Raw genomic sequence first — 24473 nt, 5'->3', positions numbered from 1 at the left:
GTGCCTGTGCAGTACTTGTGTCCTTCAGATCCGGTCAACAGGTGGGTCCCGCATCGAGTTGCCTCGACAGGGAGAATTTCCTACGAGCCGTGCCGGCCACTCGGATCGAGGCCCGGCCCCCTCGTACCGGCCTCACCGCGGTGCAAGGTGGACCCGGTCGCGCTGCGTATCCGTCTGTCTGCCGCGCGCCGGTGTGATGTTCGCGTCGGCGTGTGCGCGTAGCAGGAGGGCGATCCAGCTGCGGTAGGGCTTCCACCGCTCGGCGACGCGCACCAGCGCCGGGACACCGGCAGCCTGGCCCTCAAGGCCGTAAGCGGTGGTCATGGCCGCGTGCAGCCGGGGCTCGTGGCTGGGGAAGAGGTCGGGGTACCCGGTGCCGCGGATGAGGATGAGTTCGGCGGAGAACGGGCCGATGCCTGGCAGTTTCTGCAGCGCGGCGAGGGCGTCCTGGGCCGGCAGGGCACGCAGACGGGCGGCGTCGAGTTCACCGGCAGCAGCAGCGTCGGCCACGGCTTGCAGCCGCTGGAGCTTCACCTCGGTCAGGCCGGGAAAGCTCCTGACCGTCCGCAGGACGTGCGGGGCGGGGAAGGCGAACAGCTCCTGCCCGGCGACCTCGACGCGGTGCCCGTGCCGCTCGGCGAGGAGGGCTTTGACGGCGGCGGCGTGGCTCATGCGGACCCTGTGGCCGATGACCGCCCACGCCGCCGCCTCGTAGGGGGAGTTGAAGCACACCGGCCGCAGCCCGGGAAACTCCTGCATCAGCGCCGCCACAACAGGGTCGGCGGATGCCAGGGCCGGGAAGCGGGTGCCATCCACGTCCAGGGAGAGAACGCGGGCAACGCCGGCGGCGGCCGTCTTCCAGCAGTCGCCGTCGGCGGGCGACACAGTGGCGCCCGGGACAGTGGACGCGTGGAGAGTGATCTCGGCGTGGACCGCGCCGGTGCCTTCCGGGGGCTGCTCCTGTTGCACGGCGGCGGTGACGGTGAAGCGGCCGTCGTCCGAGGGGAACGCCAGCCGGAGTACCCGGTCGTAGCCTCCCTCGTAACGGGCGGGGGTGAACCCTTCCAGGAAGCGCAGGCTCGCCACGAGGGAGAACGGGCCGCGGGAGGTGAGGACGACGGCGCTCACGGTCAGCCTCCGTGCACGGTGAGCCGGAACCCCTCGGGCCCGGTGAAGGAGAACATCGGCCCGAACGGACTGTCCTGCAACGGGGTGACGTCTTCCGTGCCCGCCGCCACAAGCTGCTCGCGCAGCGCGCTGGCGTCCGCGGTGCGCAGCCACAGCGCCACGCCCAGACCGGGACGCGCGGCGCCGTCCAGGTCGACGCCCGGCAGCGGCTCGCGGACGGCGAACGGGATCGGGCTGGTGGCGAAAACGACCGCATGGGGCGGTGTGGCGGGGGCCCGGCGCAGCCCGAGGCGCTCCTCGAAGAAAGCGGCCGCGGCGGGCACGTCCTTGACCTGCAGAGCGAGGAAATCGGGACCTTCGACGGTGGCGGACATAGTTGCTCCAGGGGAGATCTGCCAGGACTTCAATGTCAGGACTTTGACATGCCTGACGGTAGGCGCCGACCCTCGCGTATGTCAAAATGCTGACATGGAAGACCGTGCGCCCGTGCCCTCGCCCCACCCAGCCAAGGACGTCACCGAGCACGTGGGATACCGCCTCAAACGCGCCTCAGCGGCCCTGCGCAGCGCCATGGACAAGGCCTTGCGCGAGCACGACCTCACCGTCCCGCAGTACTCCTGCCTGGAACTCCTGGACGAACAGCCCGGCCTGTCCAACGCTGACCTGGCCCGCGGCACATTCGTCACCCGGCAGTCGGCCAACGTCGTCCTGCGCGGCCTCAAAGACGCCGGCCTCATCACCCGGCCGACCACCACCGACCACGGCCGCGCCCTGCCCGTCCACCTCACCCCGGCTGGACAGCAGCGCCTGCACGCGGCCCGCAGCACCGTCTACGCCATCGAGGAACGCATGATCAAGAGCATTCCCGTGCGGCGGCTGACGGCCCTTCTGGCCGACCTCGACACCATGACCGATGCCCTCGAATACTGACCGCCCGGCTCCTCGGCGAAGACCAGCGGCTGTGACGTGGCCGGCCGGGACGGCATCCCAGGGCGCCCCCGGAGACCTTTGCGGTTCCCGGCGGCGCTCCTGCGGCTGAGTTCGCTGATCGACAGACTGGCAGGTCAGCTGGCCCGTGCGGCCGCTTCGGCCTCGGCCTCGGAGTCGGTGAGGCCGGGTTGGCGTAGGCGACCGGGTTTGCCTATTCCCAGACCTTCACGATCTGGCCATCGGCGACGTCGATGCGGAAGGTGTGGACGTCGTTGTAGACGAGCTTCTCCGCGCTGGACAGGGCGTCGCCGTTGGCCTGTGAGAAGACCGAGTTGGCGTCCTCGCTGACCGTCCAGAGCTTGTCCAGGAAGGCGACGTGGCCGGACTTCGCCGCAACCGACTCGATGTAGTCGAGCGCGGCGGCGGGGCTGTCGAAGACGTACCAGCGGGTGGGGCGCACGGTCCCGAAGATGTCGGTGTCGAAGACCTGCTGCAGGTCGGCGGCGGTCAGCTCATCGGCCGGCGCGGCCGGCCCGGTCCCTGGTCAGCTCGTCCGATGACGTGGGCATGAGACGAGGTTACCGACGTGCTTGACAGCTGAAATATGGCGATCCATGGTTATGCGTCATCGTAGTTATGCTTCATAAGTAAAGGCTGAAGATGAGCATCAAGACCGTCCTGATCACCGGCACCTCCTCCGGCATCGGCCTCGCCGCCGCAGTCGCCGCCGCACAGAGCGGCTGGCGCGTCGTCGCCACCATGCGCGACACCACCAAGTCCGGCCCGCTGCTGGCGGCGGCGGAGGCGGCCGGGGTGAGCGTCGAGGTCCGCGCGCTGGATGTGACCGACCCGGCCTCTGTCACAGCCTCCCTGGCCGACCTCGACCGTCTGGACGCGCTGGTCAACAACGCCGGCGCCGGCCACCTTGGCACGCTCGAGCAGGAGCGTCTCGAGGACGTGCGCGCCGTCATGGAGGTGAACTTCTTCGGCGTCCTGCACGTCACCAAGGCGGCGCTGCCCATGCTGCGTGCGAGCAAGGGTCGCGTGGTGACCGTGACCAGCGTGGGTGGCGTGGTCGGCCAGCCGTTCAACGAGGCGTACTGCGCGGCCAAGTTCGCGGTCGAAGGCTTCATGGAGTCGCTCGCCCCGGTCGCGGCGACGGTCGGCGTGGCGGTCAGCGTGGTCGAGCCGGGCGCGGTGGCCAGCGAGTTCGTCAGCAACGTGGCCGGCCGTGACACCGTGGTGGAGCAGGCGGGCCCGTATGCGCCCGCGCTGGCCGCCTATTTGGCCCGCACCCGCGACGCCTTCGCTGCCGCGCAGACGCCGCAGGGCGCGGCGGCACCGATCGTCGAGCTGCTGGAGGCCGAGCAGCCAGCCTTCCGGGTACAGACCTCGGACGCCGCTCGCGCGTTCACCGCCGTGAAGCTCACGGACGGCGACGGCTCGGCCGTGCAGGCCCTGACCAGCGCATGGATCTCTTAGCTTTGCTCAGCTTTCGCTTGGCCTGGGCGAACCTCCCGCGGTTACCGCCGGGTTACTTGCTCCTGGGTTCCGAGCCAGGAGCCGCAGCGGTGTCGGCCACGTCAGCGGCGGTCCATCGCATGCAGCTTGGTGTCCTGGAAGGCCGGTGCCGGGCTCGACGATGTGCTTGATCGATGAACTCCCGGGGCCAGAGTGGCAGTTTCTGCGAGGCCGAGATCCGGCTGCCCGCTACCCGGTTCGCGCGGCGGGAAGCCCCGCAATCCTCCTCCGCCACCTGCGACGAGCAGCCGGTCGGTGGTGGCCCCGTGGGTCCATGACGAGCGCCCCGTCGACCTCCCGCTCCGTGATCTGCCGCCGGGCCGTTGTCTCGTCGCCGACGGTGCGCGGTTCAAGGGGGTCGCCGGGCGGGGGTCGCCGGGCGGCCGGGCGAGGCGACAGGGCCTCGTCGGCGACCTGGGTGTCGGGTGAGGTGACCGCCAGCGGGATCCTGTACGGCTTCGGCGGAGGGCGCTGACGTACGACGTGATGAAGCCGAGCTGGAACGCCAGCACTCCGAGGACCGGAAGCACGGCCCGCACGCTGACCGCGTCCTTGATCCAGCCGGGGAAGCTCCTGTGCGGCCCGTAGTGTGCCTGTGCCGTCTGGGCAATGGCCCAACGCTCGACGTCCAGTGTCGCCGCAGGCGGTGCGGGGCCGAATGGGTCAAGTGGGCATAGCCCACCTTGGGCGTAGACACTGTCTACCCCCTTGCGGTAGACAGTGTCTATGACTGAACACGACGAGGGCCTGCGGGCCCGGCTGGTGGCTGCGGGGGTCGAACTTGTGACCAGTAGGGGAGTGGACGCGCTGTCCCTCCGGGAGATCGCCCGCAGCGCGGGCGTCTCGCACGGCGCTCCCCGCCGCTACTTCCCGACCCATCTGTCGCTGCTGTCCGCCATTGCCCGGGAGGGCTTCGCCGACCTGGCGCGCAGGGCCGCCGAGGTGGGCGAGGTGGGCGAGGCCCACGAGCAGGATCCGCGCACCCGGGTTGCCGAGCTGTGCCGCGTGTATCTGGACTTCGCGCGGACCGACGGCGGCATGTTCGAGCTGATGTTCCGCCACGACTTGCTGAAAAGCGGTCATCTCGGTTTGCGGGAGACCAGCCTGCCGCTCTTCGGCAGATTCGTGGACGCTGTGGCCCAGGTGCGGCCGCGCACCGGAGAGGCCTCGCCGCAGGTCGTCGCGACCGCGTTGTGGGCGAATCTGCACGGCGTGGCTCAGTTGTGGGGCTGGGGCAGCCTCCAGCTCGCGACGGGCACCGAGGACGTCGAGCCGCTGTTGCGCGCCGTGCTGGACGCCCACCTCGGTCCGGTGGCCCGGTGAGCCTGTCCCACCGCCGGATCACGCTGGCCGGCAGTGTCGTGGGGGCCGCGATCGTCGCTCTCGACGGAACGGTGCTGACCATCGTGCAGCCCACGATGCAAAGGGATCTGCATACCTCCTTCGAGCATGTCCAGTGGACCAGCACCGGCTATCTGATCGCGGTGGCGAGCCTGCTCGTCTTCGCCGGCCGCCTCGGTGACCGGTACGGCCACCGGCAGGTGTTCGCGGCCGGGATCTTTGGCTACGGCGCGGCTTCTGCGGCAATCGGCCTGGCGTCGGACATCGGCTGGGTGATCGCGCTGCGCGTCGCCCAGGGCGTCTTCGGAGCGCTGCTGCAGCCTGCCACTCTCGGGATGCTGCGGGCGGCCTTCCCGCCCGACCGGCTGGGGATGCCCATCGCGCTGCGCACCAGCGTCATCGGGGTGGCGGCCGCCGCCGGGCCGCTGGTCGGCGGGGCGCTCGCCGCGCAGTTCGGCTGGCGGGCGGTCTTCCTCCTCAACGTCGTACCGGCGCTGACGATCGGACTGCTCGTCCTTGCCGTACGGGATCCGGAGCCTGCGGACGCGGAGCCCATGGGTCCGAAGGCCGGGGAGCCGGTGTCCGCCGACCCGGTGTCCACCGACCCCGAGCCCGCCGCGGCATCCGGCACCCGGCTCGACCTTGCCGGGGCCTGCCTGCTCGCGGTGACCCTGGTCTGCCTGGTGCACACGCTCGTCGGCATGCCGGAGGCCGGCCGGGCGGCGGCGACCGCGACGGGATTCGCCGCGACGGTGATCGCCGGTGTCGCGTTCGTACGGCACGAACGGCGCACCCGGTGTCCGCTGGTGCCGCCGGAGGTGCTCGGGTCGGCGGCCGTCGCCTCGGCCCTCGGCATTCTGGTGGCCGGGTCGGCGGTACTGTTCGGTGCCCTGTTCACCGGCACCTACTTCCTGCAGGACGTCCTCGGCCTCGACCCCTTCCGCAGCGCGCTGCGGGCGCTGCCCGGGGCCGTGGCGATGGTCCTGGGCGCGCCGGTCTGCGCCGTACTGCTGCGCCGTTGCGCTCCGCGCCGGACGGCCGCGGTGGCGATGGGCCTGCTCGCCCTCGGTGCCCTCGAGCTCTCCGGTCTCGACCAGGCGTCGGGCGCGGTGGCGATCGGTTCCGGCTTCTTCCTGGTGGGTGCCGGTTTCGGTGCCGTGATGGTCACCGCGACGGCGGTCGTCGTGCGTCATGCGCCCGCGGAACACGCCGGGGTGGCGGGCGGACTCCAGCAGACCGCCATGAACATCGGCCCGACGCTGGGAGTGGCCGCGGCGACCACGCTGACGGCCTTCGCCGGCGCTGGCGAAGTGCCCGGCTCCGCGACGGCGCGCACGCTGATGGTCCTCGCGGGCGTGGCGGCGTTCGGCGTGTTCCTGACGGCCGGGCTGCCGGGCCGTACCGGTGCCGCCTCGCCGCGGCCGCGGGCCACGGTATAGGCCGTCGGACGGGCAGCGAACAATGCGTCGTACGCATGTTTGAAACTGGTCGTGGCGGAGGTGGGAGGTGAAAACGGCTGATCCAGAGGTGCAGGTGTCAGGCTTCACGCATCTGCACACCGTTGTCCGGGTTCTCCCTGAGATGCGGGGCGTCCCACCCGTAGCGGCTGGCCGGGCGTGCCGCCGAGCACAGCATGGACGCCCTCGCGCTGACCAACTTCTCGCGACTGCGGACCGCCGGCTTCACCGTCCGGACGTACCCTGGCGGTCGCAACGCCGCGTTCGAAGGCCGCGGATGCCTTCCCAGCTCTCTTGGCGGGGGCCCGTCGCCCGGCGGGCCGCGCTCGTATCGCCGCGGCCGGTTGCTCGGTCAGTGACGGCTACGGCCTGACCTCGGGGGAGGTCAGGCCGCAGGGTGGTGCGAGGGGCTCTGTGTGGGGCGCGCCGGATGGGCTGGCGGTGCCCCTCGGCGTTCCGGCAGGTCGCGGCTGTACCCGGGGCGCGGCCCGATGAAGGTGGCGGTGTGGGTTCCGTAGGCGCTGCGGACCAGGCTGGGGCGATCGGCGTCGAGGCGGTCGGTCTCAGCGACAGGTACTCCTGCGCCGCGTCCGCGGCTGCCGGTCAGTTGCTCGTGGGGTGCCCGGATGGTGAAGCCTGAGGGGCCCCGGCGGGGTTGCCATGGTGTCAGAGCATGAGCAGCAGCCGCGTGTTCGGTACGAGTTTCCGGTTCACGCTGGTGCTCTGCACGAAGATGGTGAAGTCGTTGTTGTGGTCCGGCTTGACGCGGACTTCCACGTCCGGCAGGCCGAGCAGGGCTCGGGCCTCGGGCCCGGTGTACACGCGGTCCGTCTTCTTCTCCAGCACCGCTATCTGCTTCTGCGCCTGGATCTTCTCCGACTTGCTCAGCTGGTAGAACGCACCACCGGTTCGATAGGTGTGCCCGCATTCGATCACCCAGTCCCGGATCCCCGCGTCTCGAGCCACCGGGATCAGCTGGTACTGCGAAGGATTCACAGGGGTGAGGCCGGCCGCCTTGATGGTGTCCTTGTTGACCGCTTCCGCTCCCGTGGAGAACACCGCCCGCGATCCCCGGATGCCCTGGGTGCGGCCCATCATGAATTTCTCGGTGGCCTGCCGGATGACCTGCCCGGCCTCCTCCAGGCCCTGTGTGCTCGTGGCGTCCCAGATGGCGATGTTGTCCTTGGGGAAACCGCACTGCATGGCCTCGCGCTTGCCCATCTGGTCCGGTACAAGGACGGCCAGCGTCCAGTTGTCCTGCTGTGTCTCGATCATCTGGGCCACGGCCTGGACCAGTTCGCGCGGGTCCCTGGCAGGGGCATCCGGGCAGTGGTGGCTTGCGTTCTCCTGCCCGTCGGTGAGGATGAACGTCAGGAAGCTGTGGTCGCCGTACAGTTGAGCTGTCTGCGCCAGCTCCCGCTGTGACGTCAGTGCGGCCGCCAGCAGAGCCGTCATTCCACCGACCCGGTACAGCTGCTTCAGCGACGGCATCCGCAGCACGTCCTTGTCGTAGATGACGCACTCCACCTTGTCTGCGAAGACGTACACCGTGACGCGGGTTTCCTGGTCCAGTTCCCTCGATCGGCGGGCAAGATAGGCGATTTGCTGGTCGGCGACGTCGACGACCTTGCGGCTCAGGTGCGACATGGACGAACTGGCATCCAGCACAAGAGCAACGTGGTTGATGTAGTTCTGGTTTCCGGACATGACAGCTCCCCCTCGTTCCGACTCGATGCTCCTACCGTCTCATCCACCACTGACAATCGATCTCGGCTCCCGGGCTGGATGAACAGCCCGCCCGGCCACGGCGCAGCCGGAACGCGGCACGAGACCCCGGGCAGTGTCACAGCCTTGGGCCTCGCTGTGGACTGGTGAGTCCGGCAGCGCCTGCCAAACGAGCGCTGTTTCCAGGATGGTTGGTTACTGACGGGCTGCGGAGAGGCGGCCGTGGAAGGTGATGTCGAAGCGTTGAGGGCTGTCCTCCAGCGCGTGGTCCAGCGGGCCCGGCCCTTGCCTGTGTGGTCGAGCGACATGATCGCCATGTGGACGCACTTCGAGGCTGGGGTCTCGTTCGGGACGTGTCCGCGGGCCTTGACCGCCCGCCGGAGCCCCGTGTTGACGGACTCGATCGCGTTCGTCGCCGGCACGGCCAAGGGTCGGAGCGGTATCACGATGTCACGGTGAGCTCGTCCGGCGTCTGGCGGATTCTCAAGAAGGTGGGTAACCGCAGTGTGTGCGTACTGTCCAAACGGCTCTGCTTGGTCTGCTGGTGGTTCCGTGCCTGGTGAGGGTAGGCGATCGAGACAACAGGGGTGGTCACGGTAGCGACGGCGCATTGCGGGCTGCGCTGGCCGACGAGGATGCTGGTGCCGAGTCAGGCAGACATGGCGAGGAGGCCGACTGCCTCCAATTGGACGTCCACACCGGGCTGGATGAGATCCGCCTCCTGTGCCTGCCGGAGGAGTTCGGTCAGGGTGTGCTCCGCTGCGTCGGGGTTCTGGATGAACGGCTGGGCGGCGAGTGCCGGCTCGGTCACGGCGAGAATGGCGTACAAGGTGTAGACGAGGTGGAAGGCGCGGCTCTCCTCGTCGGTCGGCAACGACGCCATCAGCAGCGCCTCGATTTTCGCGCGCGGTCCCGGGCTCTCCCAGTGGACGCAGCGGCGGCCGCGCGGACGCCCGCCCCTACCGGAAGACCTCCGCAACCTCATCACCCGACGCGGCCCAGAACTCCCGCTCGGGATCCCGGCGCGTCCACGGCGAGCTGCGTCGCCTGAGGCACACGATCAGCGCGGCGACCGAACCCGGAGCGCTCCGCCCTGCCGGGCCACCGGCCCAGGTCAACTCCCAAGGCACCGTCACCAGCCTCACCAGCAAATACCGCAGAGCCAACCGGTCATTTACCAAAAGAACCACCTCAGGGATGGCTGAATCATTTTGGAGGGCTACGCGCGAAGCTTGCAAGGGGTCGGAAGTGTAAACACGGTGTTACGGCGAGCGCACAAACATCATCCCCATTGTGTGCGCATTTCTGGGCCGTAGGGTGGCAGTCTTGTAGCGCATTAACATGCCGTTTACGGTAAGTCCGTGAAGCGCAGGGCGTGTTCACGGAATATCAGGAGAGGCAGGGGCTCGTGGCCGATTCCTCGAATGGCACAGCCGGCATACAAGGGACCACGTCGGACACCGATTTCGAAGATTCCCTACTCGACATCGGCAGGCATTTTCAGCGAGGCGAGACCTCGGCTGACCTGCGGACGGTGCACAAGATCGGCGGCAGGTCAGCCGATGTCTTCTACCGTGACCGCTGGGCCCACGACAAGGTCGTGCGTTCCACCCACGGGGTGAACTGCACCGGTTCCTGCTCCTGGAAGGTCTATGTCAAGGACGGGATCATCACCTGGGAGGCGCAGCAGACGGACTACCCGTCGATCGGCCCGGACAAGCCCGAGTACGAACCGCGCGGTTGTCCGCGGGGCGCGTCGTTCTCCTGGTACACCTATTCCCCCGCACGGGTCCGTTACCCGTACGTGCGCGCGGCGCTGCTCGAGCTCTACCGCGAGGCCAAGCAGCGGCTCGACGATCCGGTGCTGGCCTGGGCCGACATCGTCGACGACCCGGAGAAGGCTCGCAGATACAAGTCCGCACGCGGCAAAGGCGGGTTCGTGCGGGCGGAGTGGTGGGAGGCCGCCGAGATCGTCGCCGCCGCGCATGTGCACACGATCAAGCGGCACGGGCCCGACCGGGTCGCGGGGTTCTCGCCGATTCCCGCGATGTCGATGGTGAGCCACGCGGCGGGGGCCCGGTTCATCTCCATGATCGGCGGCTCGATGCTGTCGTTCTACGACTGGTACGCCGACCTGCCAGTGGCCTCGCCTCAGGTGTTCGGTGACCAGACCGACGTTCCGGAGTCCGCCGACTGGTTCGACGCGGGTTATCTGATCATGTGGGGTTCCAATGTCCCGGTGACCCGGACACCTGACGCGCACTACATGACGGAGGCGCGCTACCGGGGCCAGAAGGTCGTGGTGGTCTCCCCTGATTACGCGGACAACACCAAGTTCGCCGACGAGTGGCTGGCGGCGCGGCCGGGCACCGACGCCGCGCTGGCCATGTCCATGGGACACGTGATCCTCAAGGAGTTCTTCGTCAACAGGGCGACCCCGCGGTTCACCGACTACGTCAAGCGCTACACCGACCTTCCGTTCCTGGTCACCCTCACCGAACGCGGTGACGGCTTCGTTCCCGGCAAGTTCCTCACCGCCGCCGACCTGGGCGAGACCGGAGAGGGGGCCGAGTTCAAAACGGTGCTGCTGGACGCCGACGGCGCCCCCGTGGTCCCGGGTGGGTCGCTCGGTCACCGGTTCACGGATTCCGGACGGGGCAACTGGAATCTGGATCTCGGCGAGGCCGACCCGATGCTGTCGCTGTACGGCGGCGACAGCGACGGCGTGGCCGATGCGGTGACCGTCGGGCTGCCCCGGTTCGACGGTGCCGACACCGCAGATGCGGGCGTACTGCACCGCGGCGTGCCCACACAGATCGTCGGCGGGCATCGGGTGACCACGGTGTTCGACCTGCTGCTGGCTCAGTACGGCGTCCACCGGCCGGGGCTTCCCGGCGACTGGCCGGCCGACTACGACGACGCGTCACAGCCCTATACGCCCGCCTGGCAGGAGCCGATCACTTCAGTGCCCGCGAAGGCCGCCGAGCGGATCGCCCGCGAGTTCGCCGACAACGCCGAGCGCTCCGGCGGCCGGTCGATGATTCTCATGGGCGCGGGCACCAACCACTGGTTCCACTCCGACCAGATCTACCGCTCGTTTCTGGCGCTCACGATGCTCACGGGCTGCCAGGGGGTCAACGGCGGCGGCTGGGCCCACTATGTCGGCCAGGAGAAGTGCCGGCCGATCACGGGCTGGGCGACGCTCGCGTTCGGACTGGACTGGCAGCGGCCACCGCGCCAGATGCAGGGCACGGTGTACTGGTACCTGGCCACGGACCAGTGGCGCTATGACCCGTTCACCTCGGAGGCGATGGCATCACCGCTGGCCACCGGTCGCTTCGCGGGACGAACCGCGGCCGACAACATCGCGCTTGCTTCACGGCTGGGCTGGATGCCGAGCTACCCGACGTTCAACCGCAACCCGCTGGACCTGGCCGACGAAGCGGAGCGATTGGGCAAGGACGGCGCGCAGCACGTCGTGGACGGTCTGAAGTCCGGGCACCTGCGCTTCGCTTGCGAGGATCCGGACGCACCGGAGAACTTCCCTCGCGTACTGACGGTGTGGCGCGCCAATCTGCTCGGTTCGTCCGCCAAGGGGAACGAGTACTTCCTGCGCCATCTCCTCGGCACGGACTCCAACCTGCAGGCGACCGACCGCCAAGGTGTCCGGCCCGAGGAGGTCACCTGGCGGGAGGAGGCACCGGTCGGCAAGCTGGATCTGTTGCTGTCGCTGGATTTCCGGATGACCAGCACCACGTTGTTCTCCGACGTGGTGCTGCCCGCGGCGACCTGGTACGAGAAGCACGATCTGTCCAGCACGGACATGCATCCGTATGTCCACGCCTTCTCCCCGGCGATATCGCCACCGTGGGAGTCCAAGACCGACTTCGAGGCCTTCCACCGGATCGCACGCGGCTTCTCCTGGCTCGCCGAGAAGCATCTCGGCACGCGCAAGGACATCGTCGCGGTGCCGCTGACGCATGACACCGCCGACGCCACCGCGCAGCCGGGTGGCCGAGTGCTCGACTGGAAGGCAGGCGAGTGTGAGCCGATACCGGGCAGGACGATGCCCCGGCTGGTCGTGGTCGAGCGTGACTACCCGGCTGTGGGCGAGAAGATGGCCGCGCTCGGCCCGCTGGTGGACACCCTCGGTCTGACGACGAAGGGCGTGACGGTGCACCCGGAGGCGGAGGTCGAATACCTGGGGGGCGTCAACGGTATCGTCTCGTCCGGAGTCGCCGCGGGCAGGCCGTCGCTGGCCAAGGACACCCATGCGGCCGAGGCGATCTTGGCGCTGTCGGGCACCACCAACGGCAGGCTCGCCACCGAAGGGTTCCGTGCCCTCGAGCGGCGCACGGGCACGAAACTCGCCGACCTCGCGGCCGAGAACGAGGCCAAGCGGATCACCTTCGCGGACACTCAGGCACGGCCGGTGCCGGTGATCACCTCACCGGAATGGTCGGGCAGCGAGGCCGGTGGCCGGCGCTATGCCCCGTTCACCATCAACACCGAGCGGCTCAAGCCGTGGCACACGCTGACCGGCAGGCAGCACTTCTTCCTCGACCACGACTGGATGTTCGAACTCGGTGAGCAACTGCCGGTCTTCCGGCCGCCGCTGGACATGACGGCGCTGTTCGACGAACCCGCTGTCGGCGCGAACGGCGACGCCGGAATCACCGTCCGATACCTCACCCCGCACTCGAAATGGTCGATTCACTCCGCGTACCAGGACAACCTGCACATGCTGACGTTGTCCCGGGGCGGGCAGGCGATCTGGATGTCCGATGTGGACGCGGCGAAGATCGGCGTCAAGGACAACGACTGGATCGAGGCGGTCAACCGCAACGGTGTCGTGGTCGCGCGGGCGATCGTGAGCCACCGGATGCCCGAGGGAACCGTGTTCATGTATCACGCCCAGGACCGGGCGGTTGATGTTCCGCGCACCGAGAAGACCGGCAAACGCGGCGGCATCCACAATGCGCTCACCCGGTTGATGATCAAGCCGTCGCATCTGATCGGCGGCTATGCCCAGCAGTCATTCGCGATGAACTACCACGGCCCCACCGGCAACCAGCGTGATGAGGTCACGACGATCCGGCGCAGGGGCCAGGAGGTGCGGTACTGATGAGGGTCATGGCACAACTCGCCATGGTGATGAACCTGGACAAGTGCATCGGCTGCCACACCTGCAGCGTCACCTGCAAGCAGGCGTGGACCAACCGCGGCGGTGTCGAGTACGTCTGGTTCAACAATGTGGAAACCCGGCCGGGGCAGGGATATCCGCGCCAGTACGAGAACCAGGACAGGTGGCGGGGCGGCTGGGAGCTGTCCAAGCGCGGCAAGCTCCGGCTGCGCACGGGGTCCCGCGTCAAGCGGCTGCTGAATATCTTCGCCAACCCGGATCTGCCCACAGTGTCGGACTACTACGAGCCGTGGACATACGACTACGAGAACCTGCTGTCCGCTCCGCCGTCGGACACCACACCCGTGGCCCGGCCCAAATCGCTGATCACCGGCGAGGACACCAAGGTCACCTGGGGAGCCAACTGGGACGACGACCTGGGCGGCGGCCCCGAGCAGATCGGCCGGGATCCGGTGCTGGCCAAGGTGTCCGAGCAGGTGAAGCTTGAGTTCGAGCAGACGTACATGTTCTATCTGCCGCGGATCTGCGAGCACTGTCTCAACCCGTCCTGCGCGGCATCCTGCCCCTCCGGCGCGATCTACAAGCGTAGTGAGGACGGCATCGTCCTGGTCGATCAGGACCGCTGCCGTGGCTGGCGGCAGTGCGTCACCGGCTGCCCGTACAAAAAGATCTACTTCAACCACAAGACCGGCAAGGCCGAGAAGTGCACGTTCTGCTACCCGCGGGTCGAGGTCGGCATCCCGACCGTCTGCTCGGAGACCTGTGTCGGGCGGCTGCGCTATATCGGTGTGCTGCTCTACGACGCCGACGCGGTGCTGGAAGCGGCCTCGGTCGAGGACGACCGGGACCTCTACCCGGCCCAGTTGGGTGTCTTCCTCAACCCGCACGACCCGCGGGTGATCGCCGAGGCCGAGCGGGCGGGCATCGCGAGCGAGTGGATCGAGGCGGCGCAGAACTCGCCCGTCTACCGGTTGATCGTCGACTACCAGCTCGCGCTGCCGCTGCACCCGGAGTACCGCACGATGCCGATGGTCTGGTACGTGCCTCCGCTCTCGCCCGTCGTGGACGTGCTCGGCGAGACCGGACATGACGGCGAGGACGCAGGCAACCTCTTCGGCGCGATCGACGCGCTGCGCATTCCGGTGCAGTACCTGGCGGAGCTGTTCACCGCGGGCGACGTCGGGCCGGTCCGTGCCGCGTTGCAGCGACTCGCCGCGATGCGCTCGCATATGCGCCGGGTCAACCTCGGCGAACCGACCACGCCGGCGATCGCCGAGGCGGTGCGCCTCACGCCGAACGAGGTCGAAGCGATGTACCGCCTGCTGGCGATCGCCAAGTACGAGGAGCGCTACGTGATTCCCAGCGGTGCGGGCGCGGACGCCCACCGGCTGGACGCGGTTGCCACGGGGTGCAGCCTGGACGGCGACGGCGGGCCGGGCATGACCGCGTTCGATGCAATGGCGGAGAAGTTCCACCTCACCGACACCAATGGCGCAGCGCCCGAGGACAAGCGGACGCGCATCAACCTGCTCGACTGGGACGGCAAGTCCGCCGACGGCCTGTTCCCGGCACCGGATGAACCGGGCCGCTCCGATGAGGACGCCGAGCAGGAGCCCGCGGCGGAGGGCGTCCGATGAGCCCGCTCCGGCTGGGCAAGCGAGGACCCCGGAACCCACCGGACCAGCACCTGTCCGAACGGCAGCGGCGGATCGTGTGGCGGATCGCCGGGCTGCTGCTGGACTATCCGACCGGGCAGACACCGAACCTGCTGGAGGAGATGGCGGCGGTGGCAGGGTCCGTACCCGCGCCGGCGGGCCCCGCTCTGGTGTCGTTTGCGGACAGGGTTCGCGGGATGCCGCCGATGGAACTGGCCGCGCACTATGTGGAGACCTTCGACCTGCGCCGTCGCAACTGCCTGCACCTGACGTACTACGCCTACGGAGACACCCGCAAGCGTGGCATGGCGCTGTTGCGGTTCAAGCACGCCTACAAGAGGGCAGGGGCCACGCTGGGCGACCACGAACTCCCTGACCATCTCGCCGTGGTGTTGGAGTTCGCCGCGTCCATCGACCCCGCGTCCGGTCGGCGACTGCTCCTCGAGCACCGACCCGTCGTGGAATTGCTCCGGCTGTCCCTGGTGGACAGTGAGTCGCCGTATGCGGATGTGCTCGACGCGCTGTGCGCGACCTTGCCCGAACTCAACACGGCCAACCGGCGCCGAATCGCCGAACTCGCCGCACAGGGGCCGCCCGAGGAGGAGGTCGGTCTGGAGCCGTTCGCGATGGATCCGACGACGCAGCGGGAGATGGGAGGACGCCGGTGATCACCTTGCTGTGGCTCGCCGCACCGTACGTGGCACTCACCTCCTTCGTGCTCGGGCATGTCTGGCGCTACCGGCACGACCAGTTCGGCTGGACCACCCGGTCCTCGCAGCTCTACGAGAGCAGGCTGCTGCGGCTGGGCAGCCCGCTGTTCCACTTCGGGCTGTTGGCGGTGATCGGCGGGCACGCGATGGGCATCCTGATACCGGCGAGTTGGACCGAGTACGTCGGCATCTCCGAGGGGACGTATCACCTCGTCTCGGTGTCGGCAGGCACGCTGTCCGGGCTGGCCACGGTCGCGGGCCTCGCGATTCTGCTCTACCGCCGAATCACCGTGCTCGCCGTGCGCAAGGCCACCACGACCAATGACGTGGTCATGTACACGCTGCTGGCCGCCGCTATCGCGACCGGAATGCTCAACACCGTCGGTGACAACCTCATCGGAGGCGGCTACGACTACCGCGCCACCGTCGCACCGTGGTTCCGCGGCCTGTTCTCGCTGAACCCACAGCCGGAACTGATGGAGGCCATTCCTATCAGCTTCCAGGTTCACAACCTCGTGGTGCTCGCCCTGCTGGCGATCTGGCCCTACACGCGCCTGGTGCACGTGTTCAGCGCGCCGCTGGGCTATCTGGTCCGGCCATACGTGGTGTACCGCAGCCGAGACCCGAAGGGCCCGGACGCCCGCCGCTATGCGCGCGCATGGGAAACACAGAACCCCCCCTCCGCCCGGCGCTGACCCGGCACGTGCCGAGAACTTCGCCGGCGCCGCCCGGAAAACGTCCCTGCGATACCTGTTCAAGCCGCACGGTCGCAGCGCAGACTTCAACGCCGAGCAACGTGCCCTGGTCGCTCAGGTGACCGCGTACTGGGGCTCCTTCATCCACGGCTCGGTACCCAGCGCCAAGGGGCAGCAGGGCCTGCCGGAGCAGGGATCCTGACCGAGGCCGAGTGCTCCGCCGCCTACGCTATCCGCTGGGAACGACGCGACGACATCCACGAAGCCTTCCGGCCTCGCCACCCAGGTGCCAGTTGCTGCCGCAGCTACGACCGCCCGCGGCAGCACGGCCGGCGATCTTCTGGCGGCACTGTTCACAGCCCGTACCTCAAAGCGCGGACACTGTCAGGGAAGTTGCCCGCCGGCTGGCCGACGCGACCGCCCTGCCATCGCCTGGCCGCCGCGCTTTGCGCCGGTGTGTGGGAGGGGTTGGCGCGGGGGTGCGGGGCTTGGGTGGGCTCTGTACCGGTTACTCGGGCCGTGTTCGTCGCGGTGCGTGGCGGAGCGAGGCGGCATGCGCTGTGTGCTGCGCAAGGGGGGCGTGGAGGGGAAGTTGTCGCCGGGCGGTGAGGGCGTGTTCCTGGCCGCTGTGGAGGGGTCTGAGGGCGGTTGTGGGGTTTGCGGGACATGCTGTTCTGCGGGTCTGATGGCCTGCCTGACTGTGCCCGTCGTGGCCTCCCGCCGCCGGGTGGGCCGACCGGGTCGGCTGCGTGGGGTCGGTGTGGGGGCTGCCTTGGTGGTGCCGTGGGAGTCGTCTGTGATCGCCCGGCGCCTGCGTCGACTGCGTTGAGTCACGAAAAGGGTGCGAAGCGTAATTGCTTTGGCGTGAATCCACCTTGAGTCGGGTGGGGAGGGGCAAAAGACTGCTCGTGTGCCGAAGCGGACATCCGCTCCGAGGGATCCGCCCGCACCACCCGTTACGCATGCCCTTGTTCAGGAGACCATTGCATGCCCGACGTTCACCGAGACACCGCGCACCCGATCACCTTGACCGACGGCACCGCCACCCGGACCCGGGAGGCGACCTCCGCTGATCTCGAACCGATTCAGGCGCTGCACCGCCGCTGCTCGCCAGGCAGCCGGGCCCTGCGCTACCACGCCGGCAAACATCAGCTCTCTCCCGCCGGATGGCGAGTGCTCTGCGACCCGGGGCGCGGCACTACGTTGGTGACCACTCCGGCCCAGCGCACGGACCACATCATCGCGATGACGAACGTGATGCGCACCGACCGGCAAGGGGTGAGCGAGCTCGCCGTGCTGGTCGAGGACGCCTGGCAGTTCAAGGGGCTGGGCACCGCCCTGGCCGCTCACGCGGTGGAAGTGGCCCGCCGGGCGGGCCACCACACCTTGACCGCGGTGGTCGCTGCGCAGAACGTGCCGATGCTCCACGTGCTGGAGAGCCTGGATGCACCACCGCCTCGCGCCGTCGGACCCATTCTCGACATCCACGTCCCGCTGTAGCACGGGTGGGCGGCAACTCCGATTGTCGTTCCGGCGGGAAGGGCGTGATCGAGAGGCGGGGGACGCGATCGCGTTCCTGGCGGAGAAGCAGGCCGAGCTGGGCCAACCTCGATGTCCCGTGTGGCGGTGGGCTGCCGGATGACCTGCCCGGCCTCCTCCAGGCCCTGTGTGCTCGTGGCGTCCCAGATGGCGATGTTGTTCTTGGGGAAACCGCGCTGCATGGCCTCGCGCTTGCCCATCTGGTCCGGTACAAGGACGGCCAGTGTCCAGTTGTCCTGCTGTGTCTCGATCATCTGGGCGACGGCCTGGACCAGTTCGCGTGGGTCCCTGGCAGGGGCATCCGGGCAGTGGTGGCCCCCGTTCTCCTGCCCGTCGGTGCCCGGCTCCCGCAGTGCGTCCTGTCCAAAGGTGGTTTTTCTCATCGGCGGTTGGCGGGCCGGTCTCGTGTGATCAGTTCGGTGTGCGGCGTGGGTGAGGGGGTGTGAGTGCGGTGAGCGGTGGACAGCGGGTGCGGGCCGGGACGTCATGCGGGCGCTGATCTGCGGGTTCGTCAGGTAATGGCTCGGTGATCTGGTCGTGTCATGTGTGCGGGTCCAGGAGTCGGGTTCAGCGATTGCCGGTACGGAGCGGTTCGTCCATGGGTGCGGCAGGTGGGGCATGCCATGGGGCTTCGGGGGCCGCAGCGGCGGATGGCGGTGCACAGCATGCAGGGCCCGATGCCCCAGGGCCGGCACCTCAACTATGCGGCGATGGTGAGGCGTTCGCCTGGGCTCAGGCGTGGTCGGGCGGGGCGGCTGGGCAGCCGCGGGGGCTGCTCGGGGACGTCGTCGAAAGTATGGAGGCCGGTCGCGGAGCTCACTTCTCGCCGCGGTCGTGGGCCGCTGGTGCGGGGAGCCTTCCTCGCCGTAGCGGCAGGAGCTGTCGGGTTCCCCTTCGGTGCAGGTGACCGGCTCATCGTCTGCCGGGCCGGATTCGGGCGGGGCCTCCATCTCGCCGTTGATTTCGTGCCGGCGCCGTACGTCGCTGGGCAGTGCCCACAGGCAGGAGAATGCGCCTGCGATCCTGCCGGTTACACAAGCGCACGGGCAGGTACTCGCCGTCGGTGCCGGTGACGATGTGGTTCATCGAGGTGGGTGGCGCGTTCCCGGGGGATGCACAGGGCGGGGGAACCAGCCGCTGTGCCACCTCCCGCAGGCGGTGCCGGTTTCTCGGGCAGGGCGTTGACCGGCGGGCGAGCATGTGCCGCCCGCGCAGGTGTCGTACGCCGCCGCGGATGAGCATGGCGAGACGGTGTGGTTCGAGATCATGCACGTCGTGCGGCAACGCCCCGGGTGTGCTGACCTGGATGAAGTGGACGAAGCGTGTCACGGGCCCGCCTGTGGGCGGCCCTGGCCCGCAGCCCCGGCTCCCGCAGCCGTGGGCGACGGGCCGTGACAAGGAGGAGCCATGTCCGACCCGGCGAAGCCGTCCCGGCACCAGAGCGGTATGCGCGACGAGCGCTACGGCGAGGTCCTGCTCATCTCGCCGGATGAGCGCGGTGGTCTTAAGGCGGCCGTCTACACCACCTACGGCCTCAACGACTGCCCCCTCGACAAGTGGAACGCGCTGGATGCGGACGCCCTGGCGGAGGAGTTCGGTGTTCCCGCCGTGTTCCTCAACGGGCCCCGGTTCTGGACGATCGACGAGGTCACCACGTACGCCTGGGGTGACGTCGAGAGGTTCGACGGCCTGGAGGCCCGCTGGGCGGCCGAGGTCCGCATCCCGCCGGACGTCGACGTCACCGCGGGGCCGGGCAAGAAGCACTACGTGGCCACCACGGTGGACCGGGACACCGAGTACGTCCTGAAGGCCGGCAGGCTCGCGTACGCGCTGACCGACGCCGAAGGCCGGACGTACCTCCTGCAGGCGTACTCGCACACCGTGGACGACAGTCAGACCATGAACTCCCTGGCCTCCCTCGGCGAGCGGCTGCAGCTTCCGAAGGGCTGGCGGTTCCGCACCCACACTCTCGATCAGGACATGTACGTGCGGACGGTCGACAAGAAGGCCACCGTCGTGCAGGACGAGCTGGAGAACACCTACATGCTCCACGCCCGCTGAGCGACGCGGAGGGGCATGGGAGTCTCGGCAATCCGTGCGACCCGGCCGGCCTGGTGGGGTGGGACGGACCTGCTGCTCGCGTCGCAGCTGCTGGTGACCTGTCCGCGCAATCGGCGTCGAGCAAGCGCGAGGACCCTGCGGAGCCGGCATCGAGGGCGGCCCGCTGTACGGACAGGCGGCCACGGTGGACGCTGACGACGAGGGGTGGCCGCCGTACTGCCAGTCGATGGCGCGACCTATCACTTGAGTGTCGCCGAGGCTTCTCACTCAGATGTCACATGTGGTTGTGCAGATCGAGTCATGGGGTGGGGGTAGAAGTGCGTGCCCGGCGGATGGGCGCCCCGGGGTCAGGCGACACTGCAGCCGGCAGATCAACCGGAAGTCGTCGGAGAAGTAGCGCTCGACGGCTGAGGGGGTGTCGGATGTCGTTGGGTTGGGTGGTGTCTGCGTTGATGCTGTTCTCGTTGAGGGCGTTGGCGGGGCGGAGGTGTTCTGTGTCGAGGGTGAATTCCATGGCTACCGTTCCTGTTGCCGGGTCAGGGTGTGAAGGGCCGCCATTCAACGAGGGTGATCTCGCGTAGCTCGTGGTCGGGGAAGGGTTCGAGCCGGCTGTTGCTGCGTGACCACTGGGGCGTGTACTGCGACCGCTGCCATCCGGTGATCATCGCCGTGGTGTCGATCGTGTTCCAGCCGATCGAGAGTTCGTCGAGTTTCCTGTGGCAGAGTTCGGCCTGGATGCCGTCGAAGTCCAGGACGACCGGGCAGTCGGCGAACGACTGCCCGTCCTCGGTGAAACGTATGAGGGCAAGCGCTGTCAGCCGTCGGCCGACGAGCGCCGCCAGGTGTGATCCGTGGGCGTCGCGGATCGCGTCGATCCCGACCAGGAAGGACGGCTCGAAGCCGGGGATTGCCATGTTCACAGCAATCGGGTCTCCCGGCCGTCAGCTCGGTCGGCCAGTACATTTCCGAGGCAGGACCCTGTGATGGCGACGGCCGCCGGCGGTGGGTCCTCATCCATCCTTGAAGGGCGTGTGCGTCGAGGGGGGTCGGGGAACGGTCCGGGGAGTTCCACGAGCGGTTGCGGCACGTGCTGATGAGTGCCTGTGCCGGTGTGGCGGGCCCATGTGAGAACCTGCGGCTCCGTGGTGATTTCGCTGAAGGGAACCGGGGGTGTTTGGGAGGATGCGCTCGGTGGCCGGCCTTCGGCTACACCGTGCAGGAGGCGCTCGGGCAGTGCGCCGCCCAGCTGCTGGTCGCCGACGAGCACTTCGACCTGGTGCTCAGCCTGTTCCAGCAGGTCGCCGGGCGTTGGCGAGTGCTGACCGGCCTCGGTGCTGTCCCACGGTCACTTGTCTGGGCAAGGAGGGAGCCATTCAACTCCTGGCGGCCCGGCGGGGCTGGGGTGAGGGACGAGTTCGCGGCCTTCGCCGGTCTGCTGGGGGTGTTCGTGTTCTGCAACCGCGTGACCGGGAGGCGAAAGGGGCTGGTCGAGGGGGCGGGCGGCTGTCTTGAGACGTTGTTTGTGCCCGGGCGGGTGTTCACCTCGCCGGCGGATTTCAATTTTCAATGTCCGGCCGGCTGGCTCACGAAGGCCAATCGGCGTGTCCACCGCACTGTGCGGGCCCGGCCGGCCGGTCCCGCCCCGGCCTGCCCCAGCGCGTTGCGCCGTGGCTCAGCGCGCGCCGTTCCAGCCCCATCGCGGGGTCGGACCCGGGTCGCCGAGGTCCGTGCCGGCCGGGTCGGCCGAGACCTCGCGGGCGATCTTCGTGCCCCAGTCGAAGTACTCCACCACCCGGCGGCGCAGCACGTCGTCGTCCGGTAGTTCCTTCGCCACCGCTTCGGTCATCAGCTCCATCCAGCGCAGCCGCTGCTCCTCGGTGATCGAGAGTCCGAGGTGCACGCGGAGCAGCCTCTGGTGGCCGCCCAGCGCGGTGGTGAAGTCGGCAGGTCCGTCGAAGACCTCGGCCAGCCAGATGGCGACATGCTCGATGTGGGTGGGGGTGAAGTCGGTGAAGACGGGGGCGAGCAGCGGATCGGTGAGGACCGCCTCGTAGAAGGTGTTGCTCAGCCTGCGCAGCGCGTGCGTGCCGCCCACGGCCTCGTACAACGTCTCGGGACGCTCGTCGGGCCTGCTCATGACGACACCTCTTTCGTACGGAGTGGTGCTGCGCTGTGGGTGCTGCGCAGTGGTGCTCCGTCCCAGGATTGCCGGGGCACGGCGGGCGGCCCAGCGTTTCCGCTGTCGGCGGAAGGGCGCCGGTCTCCCCGGGCGGGGCGCCCCTGTCCTCCGGTGGAGCGCGGGAAGGGTCAAGAGGGCGCGGCGATCGCGGCCGGCAGAGCGTTGGCCTGCAAGGTTCCATCCGGGCGCGGTCACGGGCGTCCGGGCAGGCGTTCGGGCAGGAGGTCCCGGGGCGGCGCTCGACATCAGCATGTGGGGAGTTTCTCCTCGTGCGTGAACTCGGACGACTCCGATGCCCGCTGAGTTCTGCCGAACTGCCGGTGAACAGGCTCGGTACGGCAGAGTGTCGGGGAGCCCGCCTCCTCGCAGATGCAGCCGGCTGCCGGTAGCCCGAGCGTCTTCCCCTTGTCCTGTTGTGTCCGCTGTGCCCCGGAGTGGGGTGACTGGTGCGGCAGTTGGTACGGCTGTTCCCAGGTCACGGAGCCTGGCACCGCGCCGGACTCGGCCCGCGCGAGGACATGGCGATCCGCCCGCTGCGCGGTGAACCGCTCGCCGTACGGCTGCTGCCGTTCTCCCGGACGGGAGAAGTGAGCTGACGAGACGGTGTACGCGGCGCTGGAGGTGGCGTACCGCGTGGTGGCGTACCGCGTGGTGGCCCTGCGTAGAGGTGGCGTACCGCGTGGTGGCGTACCGCGTGGGGCGGCCCTGCGCAGAGGTGGCGTACCGGCATGGCTGGTGCGGCGCATGAGCCCGCTGCCGCACGCGTGCGGGGCGTGACCTCGAACGGCGGTGAACGCGGGGATCGGATGGGTATCGTTCCGCGCGTGTTCGGCCGCACAGGGCGCCGGATGCGGAGGGGGAGAGGCTGTGGCGACAGGTAGAGAACGTTCCCGATTGATTGCCACCGATGACAGTCACCGGGTGACGCCCGCCGAACTGTTCTTCGACTTGGTGTTCGTGTACGCCATTACACAGGTCACCGCACTGATGGCGGCCGACCCGACGCCGCTGCGGCTGCTCGGCGCGATGGTGGTGCTTGCCCTGCTGTGGTGGTGCTGGTGTTGCTTCGCCTGGCTGGGCAATGTGGTGCGAGCCGACTCCGGCGTGATGTTCAGCGTGCTGGTCGCGGTGATGGTGGTCGTGCTGGTCGTCTCACTGACCGTGCCGGAGGTGTACGCGGACTTGTCCGGCGGCTTGTACGCGCCGCTGGTGTTCGTACTCTGCTATGGCGCGGTCCGGCTCCTGCACCTGGTCTCGTACTGGATCTCCAGCCCCGGTGACGACGCACTCCATGCCACACTGCGCCGGACCGCGCTGCTGTCCGTTGCACCGCCCTTCGTACTGCTTCTGGTCGGCAGCACCCTGACCGGCGTCGCGCAGACCCTGGTCTGGCTCGGCGCGGTCCTGATCGACTACTGCGGCATCTATGTCACGGGGGCGTCGGGTTGGCGGGTGGCGTCGCCCGCGCACTTTGCCGAGCGGCACGGCCTGATCGTGATCATCGCCCTGGGGGAGTCGATCGTCGCGATCGGAGTGGGCGTGTCCGGCCTCCCCCTCTCCGTGCCGGTGCTGGCTGCGGCTGCCGCCGGGGTGATGGTCGTCGCCGGACTGTGGCGAGTGTACTTCCAGCAGATCAGCGACAGGGCCGAGCACCGGCTGACCACGCTGCACGGCGACGCCCGCACGCGGCTGGCACGCGACGTCTACACCTTCCTGCACCTGCCGCTCGTCGCGGGAGTCGTACTCACTGCGCTGGGTATGAAGAAGGCGCTCCACCAGGTCGCCGACAGCAAGCACTACGACCTGTCCGAGCCGCTGCACGGGCTGGTGGCCTGGGCGCTCGCCGGGGGAGTGGGCGTGTTCCTGCTGGCGGCGGCGGCGATCGTGCTGCGCACCGACGGCCGCGGGTCCGTGGTCCTGGCGGTCGGAGGGCTGGGCTGCTTGTGCGCGGGCGCGGTGGTCGTCCTGATCCCCGCACTGCTAGCCCTGGTGCTGCTGGCGGCCGGGGTGACGGGAGGGGCGGTCCTGTACAGCCGCAGGGCGGGCGGGACTCTTCGTACGGCCGCCTGACGAGCTCGTGCACGGTTGGCGCCGGCAGGGTGAAACCGCGATCGTTGATCATGGTTTGCGTGGTGGGCTCGGGCGCGTGCAGCAATCATCCGGAGCCGGCGGATCACGGGCTTGTCGCGGGATGGGATGGCTGAACTCATCTCGCCAGACCGGTCCGTTGTGGCACGCGAGCGGCATCAGGCCGCGCTCGCGTCGGGGCGTCGGGGCCGGGCGGTCGGGGCCGGGGGGTGCCTCTATGTCCTGCGTCAAGGCGCCCCTGTCGGGTTTGGGGCGGTTCGGGCTCGCTGGGGTTATGCGGCGAGCTCGACGTCCTTGGGGG

General features: G+C 68.9%; 17 protein-coding genes and 5 pseudogenes. 12 read left to right on the top strand and 10 right to left on the bottom strand.

The features are described from left to right. Positions 1–132 precede the first annotated feature (132 nt). Together ACH5AF_RS25440 and ACH5AF_RS25435 are read right to left on the bottom strand one after the other, a co-directional pair. Positions 133–1128: a DNA-3-methyladenine glycosylase family protein gene (locus ACH5AF_RS25440; protein ID WP_398904519.1), complete on the bottom strand. Its 996-nt coding sequence runs from the start codon at positions 1126–1128 to the stop codon at positions 133–135. Between the two features lie 2 nt (positions 1129–1130). Continuing rightward, complete coding sequence (locus ACH5AF_RS25435; RefSeq protein ID WP_398904517.1) at positions 1131–1502, bottom strand: VOC family protein; 372 nt, start codon at positions 1500–1502, stop codon at positions 1131–1133. Positions 1503–1596: 94 nt separating this feature from the next. Between ACH5AF_RS25435 and ACH5AF_RS25430 the strand changes: the two genes are divergently transcribed. Then, positions 1597–2058, top strand: a complete 462-nt coding sequence (locus ACH5AF_RS25430) for a MarR family winged helix-turn-helix transcriptional regulator (RefSeq protein WP_398904515.1) — start codon at positions 1597–1599, stop codon at positions 2056–2058. 211 nt (positions 2059–2269) lie between these two features. On the opposite strand, the gene ACH5AF_RS25425 is transcribed toward ACH5AF_RS25430, so the two are convergent. Continuing rightward, positions 2270–2518: a hypothetical protein gene (locus ACH5AF_RS25425; protein ID WP_398904513.1), complete on the bottom strand. Its 249-nt coding sequence runs from the start codon at positions 2516–2518 to the stop codon at positions 2270–2272. 200 nt (positions 2519–2718) lie between these two features. On the opposite strand from ACH5AF_RS25425, the gene ACH5AF_RS25420 reads away from it, so the two are divergent. After that, positions 2719–3540 carry an SDR family NAD(P)-dependent oxidoreductase gene (locus tag ACH5AF_RS25420; RefSeq protein WP_398904511.1) on the top strand — a complete coding sequence of 274 codons (822 nt, stop codon included), beginning with the start codon at positions 2719–2721 and terminating at the stop codon, positions 3538–3540. 263 nt (positions 3541–3803) lie between these two features. Here ACH5AF_RS25420 and ACH5AF_RS25415 read toward each other — a convergent pair. Further along, positions 3804–4136 (bottom strand): annotated as a pseudogene (locus ACH5AF_RS25415) (DUF3533 domain-containing protein); the annotation flags it as partial. 169 nt (positions 4137–4305) lie between these two features. Here ACH5AF_RS25415 and ACH5AF_RS25410 point away from each other — a divergent pair. Together ACH5AF_RS25410 and ACH5AF_RS25405 are read left to right on the top strand one after the other, a co-directional pair. Then, positions 4306–4902: a TetR/AcrR family transcriptional regulator gene (locus ACH5AF_RS25410; protein WP_398904510.1), complete on the top strand. Its 597-nt coding sequence runs from the start codon at positions 4306–4308 to the stop codon at positions 4900–4902. Further along, complete coding sequence (locus ACH5AF_RS25405) at positions 4899–6359, top strand: MFS transporter (RefSeq protein WP_398904509.1); 1461 nt, start codon at positions 4899–4901, stop codon at positions 6357–6359. The genes ACH5AF_RS25410 and ACH5AF_RS25405 overlap by 4 nt, the downstream gene beginning before the upstream one ends. A 684-nt stretch (positions 6360–7043) precedes the next feature. On the opposite strand, the gene ACH5AF_RS25400 is transcribed toward ACH5AF_RS25405, so the two are convergent. From ACH5AF_RS25400 to ACH5AF_RS25390, 3 genes and pseudogenes are all read right to left on the bottom strand, one after another. Beyond that, positions 7044–8084, bottom strand: a complete 1041-nt coding sequence (locus ACH5AF_RS25400) for a vWA domain-containing protein (protein WP_398904507.1) — start codon at positions 8082–8084, stop codon at positions 7044–7046. Between the two features lie 213 nt (positions 8085–8297). After that, a pseudogene (locus ACH5AF_RS25395) lies at positions 8298–8524 on the bottom strand (transposase); the annotation flags it as partial. Between the two features lie 230 nt (positions 8525–8754). Continuing rightward, a pseudogene (locus ACH5AF_RS25390) lies at positions 8755–9024 on the bottom strand (TetR family transcriptional regulator C-terminal domain-containing protein); the annotation flags it as partial. Between the two features lie 516 nt (positions 9025–9540). On the opposite strand from ACH5AF_RS25390, the gene ACH5AF_RS25385 reads away from it, so the two are divergent. From ACH5AF_RS25385 to ACH5AF_RS25365, 5 genes are all read left to right on the top strand, one after another. Beyond that, entirely contained in the window at positions 9541–13227 is a 3687-nt protein-coding gene (locus ACH5AF_RS25385) for a nitrate reductase subunit alpha (RefSeq protein ID WP_398904801.1), read from the top strand. Beyond that, positions 13227–14882 carry a nitrate reductase subunit beta gene (narH, locus tag ACH5AF_RS25380; RefSeq protein WP_398904505.1) on the top strand — a complete coding sequence of 552 codons (1656 nt, stop codon included), beginning with the start codon at positions 13227–13229 and terminating at the stop codon, positions 14880–14882. Before ACH5AF_RS25385 ends, narH begins: the two co-directional genes overlap by 1 nt. Further along, entirely contained in the window at positions 14879–15568 is a 690-nt protein-coding gene (narJ, locus tag ACH5AF_RS25375; protein WP_398904503.1) for a nitrate reductase molybdenum cofactor assembly chaperone, read from the top strand. The genes narH and narJ overlap by 4 nt, the downstream gene beginning before the upstream one ends. Next, positions 15568–16305, top strand: coding sequence for a respiratory nitrate reductase subunit gamma (gene narI / locus ACH5AF_RS25370; protein ID WP_398904800.1), 738 nt, complete (start codon positions 15568–15570; stop codon positions 16303–16305). The genes narJ and narI overlap by 1 nt, the downstream gene beginning before the upstream one ends. Positions 16306–17292: 987 nt before the next feature. Further along, positions 17293–17805 carry a GNAT family N-acetyltransferase gene (locus ACH5AF_RS25365; protein ID WP_398904501.1) on the top strand — a complete coding sequence of 171 codons (513 nt, stop codon included), beginning with the start codon at positions 17293–17295 and terminating at the stop codon, positions 17803–17805. Between the two features lie 125 nt (positions 17806–17930). On the opposite strand, the pseudogene ACH5AF_RS25360 reads toward ACH5AF_RS25365, so the two are convergent. Continuing rightward, a pseudogene (locus ACH5AF_RS25360) lies at positions 17931–18182 on the bottom strand (VWA domain-containing protein); the annotation flags it as partial. Between the two features lie 1069 nt (positions 18183–19251). Between ACH5AF_RS25360 and ACH5AF_RS25355 the strand changes: the two are divergent. Continuing rightward, positions 19252–19905: a hypothetical protein gene (locus tag ACH5AF_RS25355; RefSeq protein ID WP_398904499.1), complete on the top strand. Its 654-nt coding sequence runs from the start codon at positions 19252–19254 to the stop codon at positions 19903–19905. Positions 19906–20441: 536 nt separating this feature from the next. Here ACH5AF_RS25355 and ACH5AF_RS25350 read toward each other — a convergent pair. Both ACH5AF_RS25350 and ACH5AF_RS25345 read right to left on the bottom strand, forming a co-directional pair. After that, positions 20442–20825 (bottom strand): hypothetical protein, encoded by a 384-nt coding sequence (locus tag ACH5AF_RS25350; RefSeq protein WP_398904498.1) that lies wholly within the window; start codon positions 20823–20825, stop codon positions 20442–20444. A 752-nt stretch (positions 20826–21577) separates the two neighbouring features. Further along, positions 21578–22042, bottom strand: coding sequence for a group II truncated hemoglobin (locus ACH5AF_RS25345; RefSeq protein WP_398904496.1), 465 nt, complete (start codon positions 22040–22042; stop codon positions 21578–21580). Between the two features lie 545 nt (positions 22043–22587). On the opposite strand from ACH5AF_RS25345, the pseudogene ACH5AF_RS25340 reads away from it, so the two are divergent. Continuing rightward, a pseudogene (locus ACH5AF_RS25340) lies at positions 22588–22861 on the top strand (hypothetical protein); the annotation flags it as partial. Between the two features lie 144 nt (positions 22862–23005). Further along, positions 23006–24154 carry a low temperature requirement protein A gene (locus tag ACH5AF_RS25335; RefSeq protein ID WP_398904494.1) on the top strand — a complete coding sequence of 383 codons (1149 nt, stop codon included), beginning with the start codon at positions 23006–23008 and terminating at the stop codon, positions 24152–24154. Positions 24155–24473: the final 319 nt, after the last annotated feature.

The sequence above is a fragment of the Streptomyces sp. NPDC018833 genome, from assembly GCF_044390825.1.
Classification (GTDB): Bacteria; Actinomycetota; Actinomycetes; order Streptomycetales; family Streptomycetaceae; genus Streptomyces.
The sequence above is the reverse complement of the archived record's forward strand: the minus strand, read 5'-3'. Positions and strand labels throughout refer to the sequence as shown.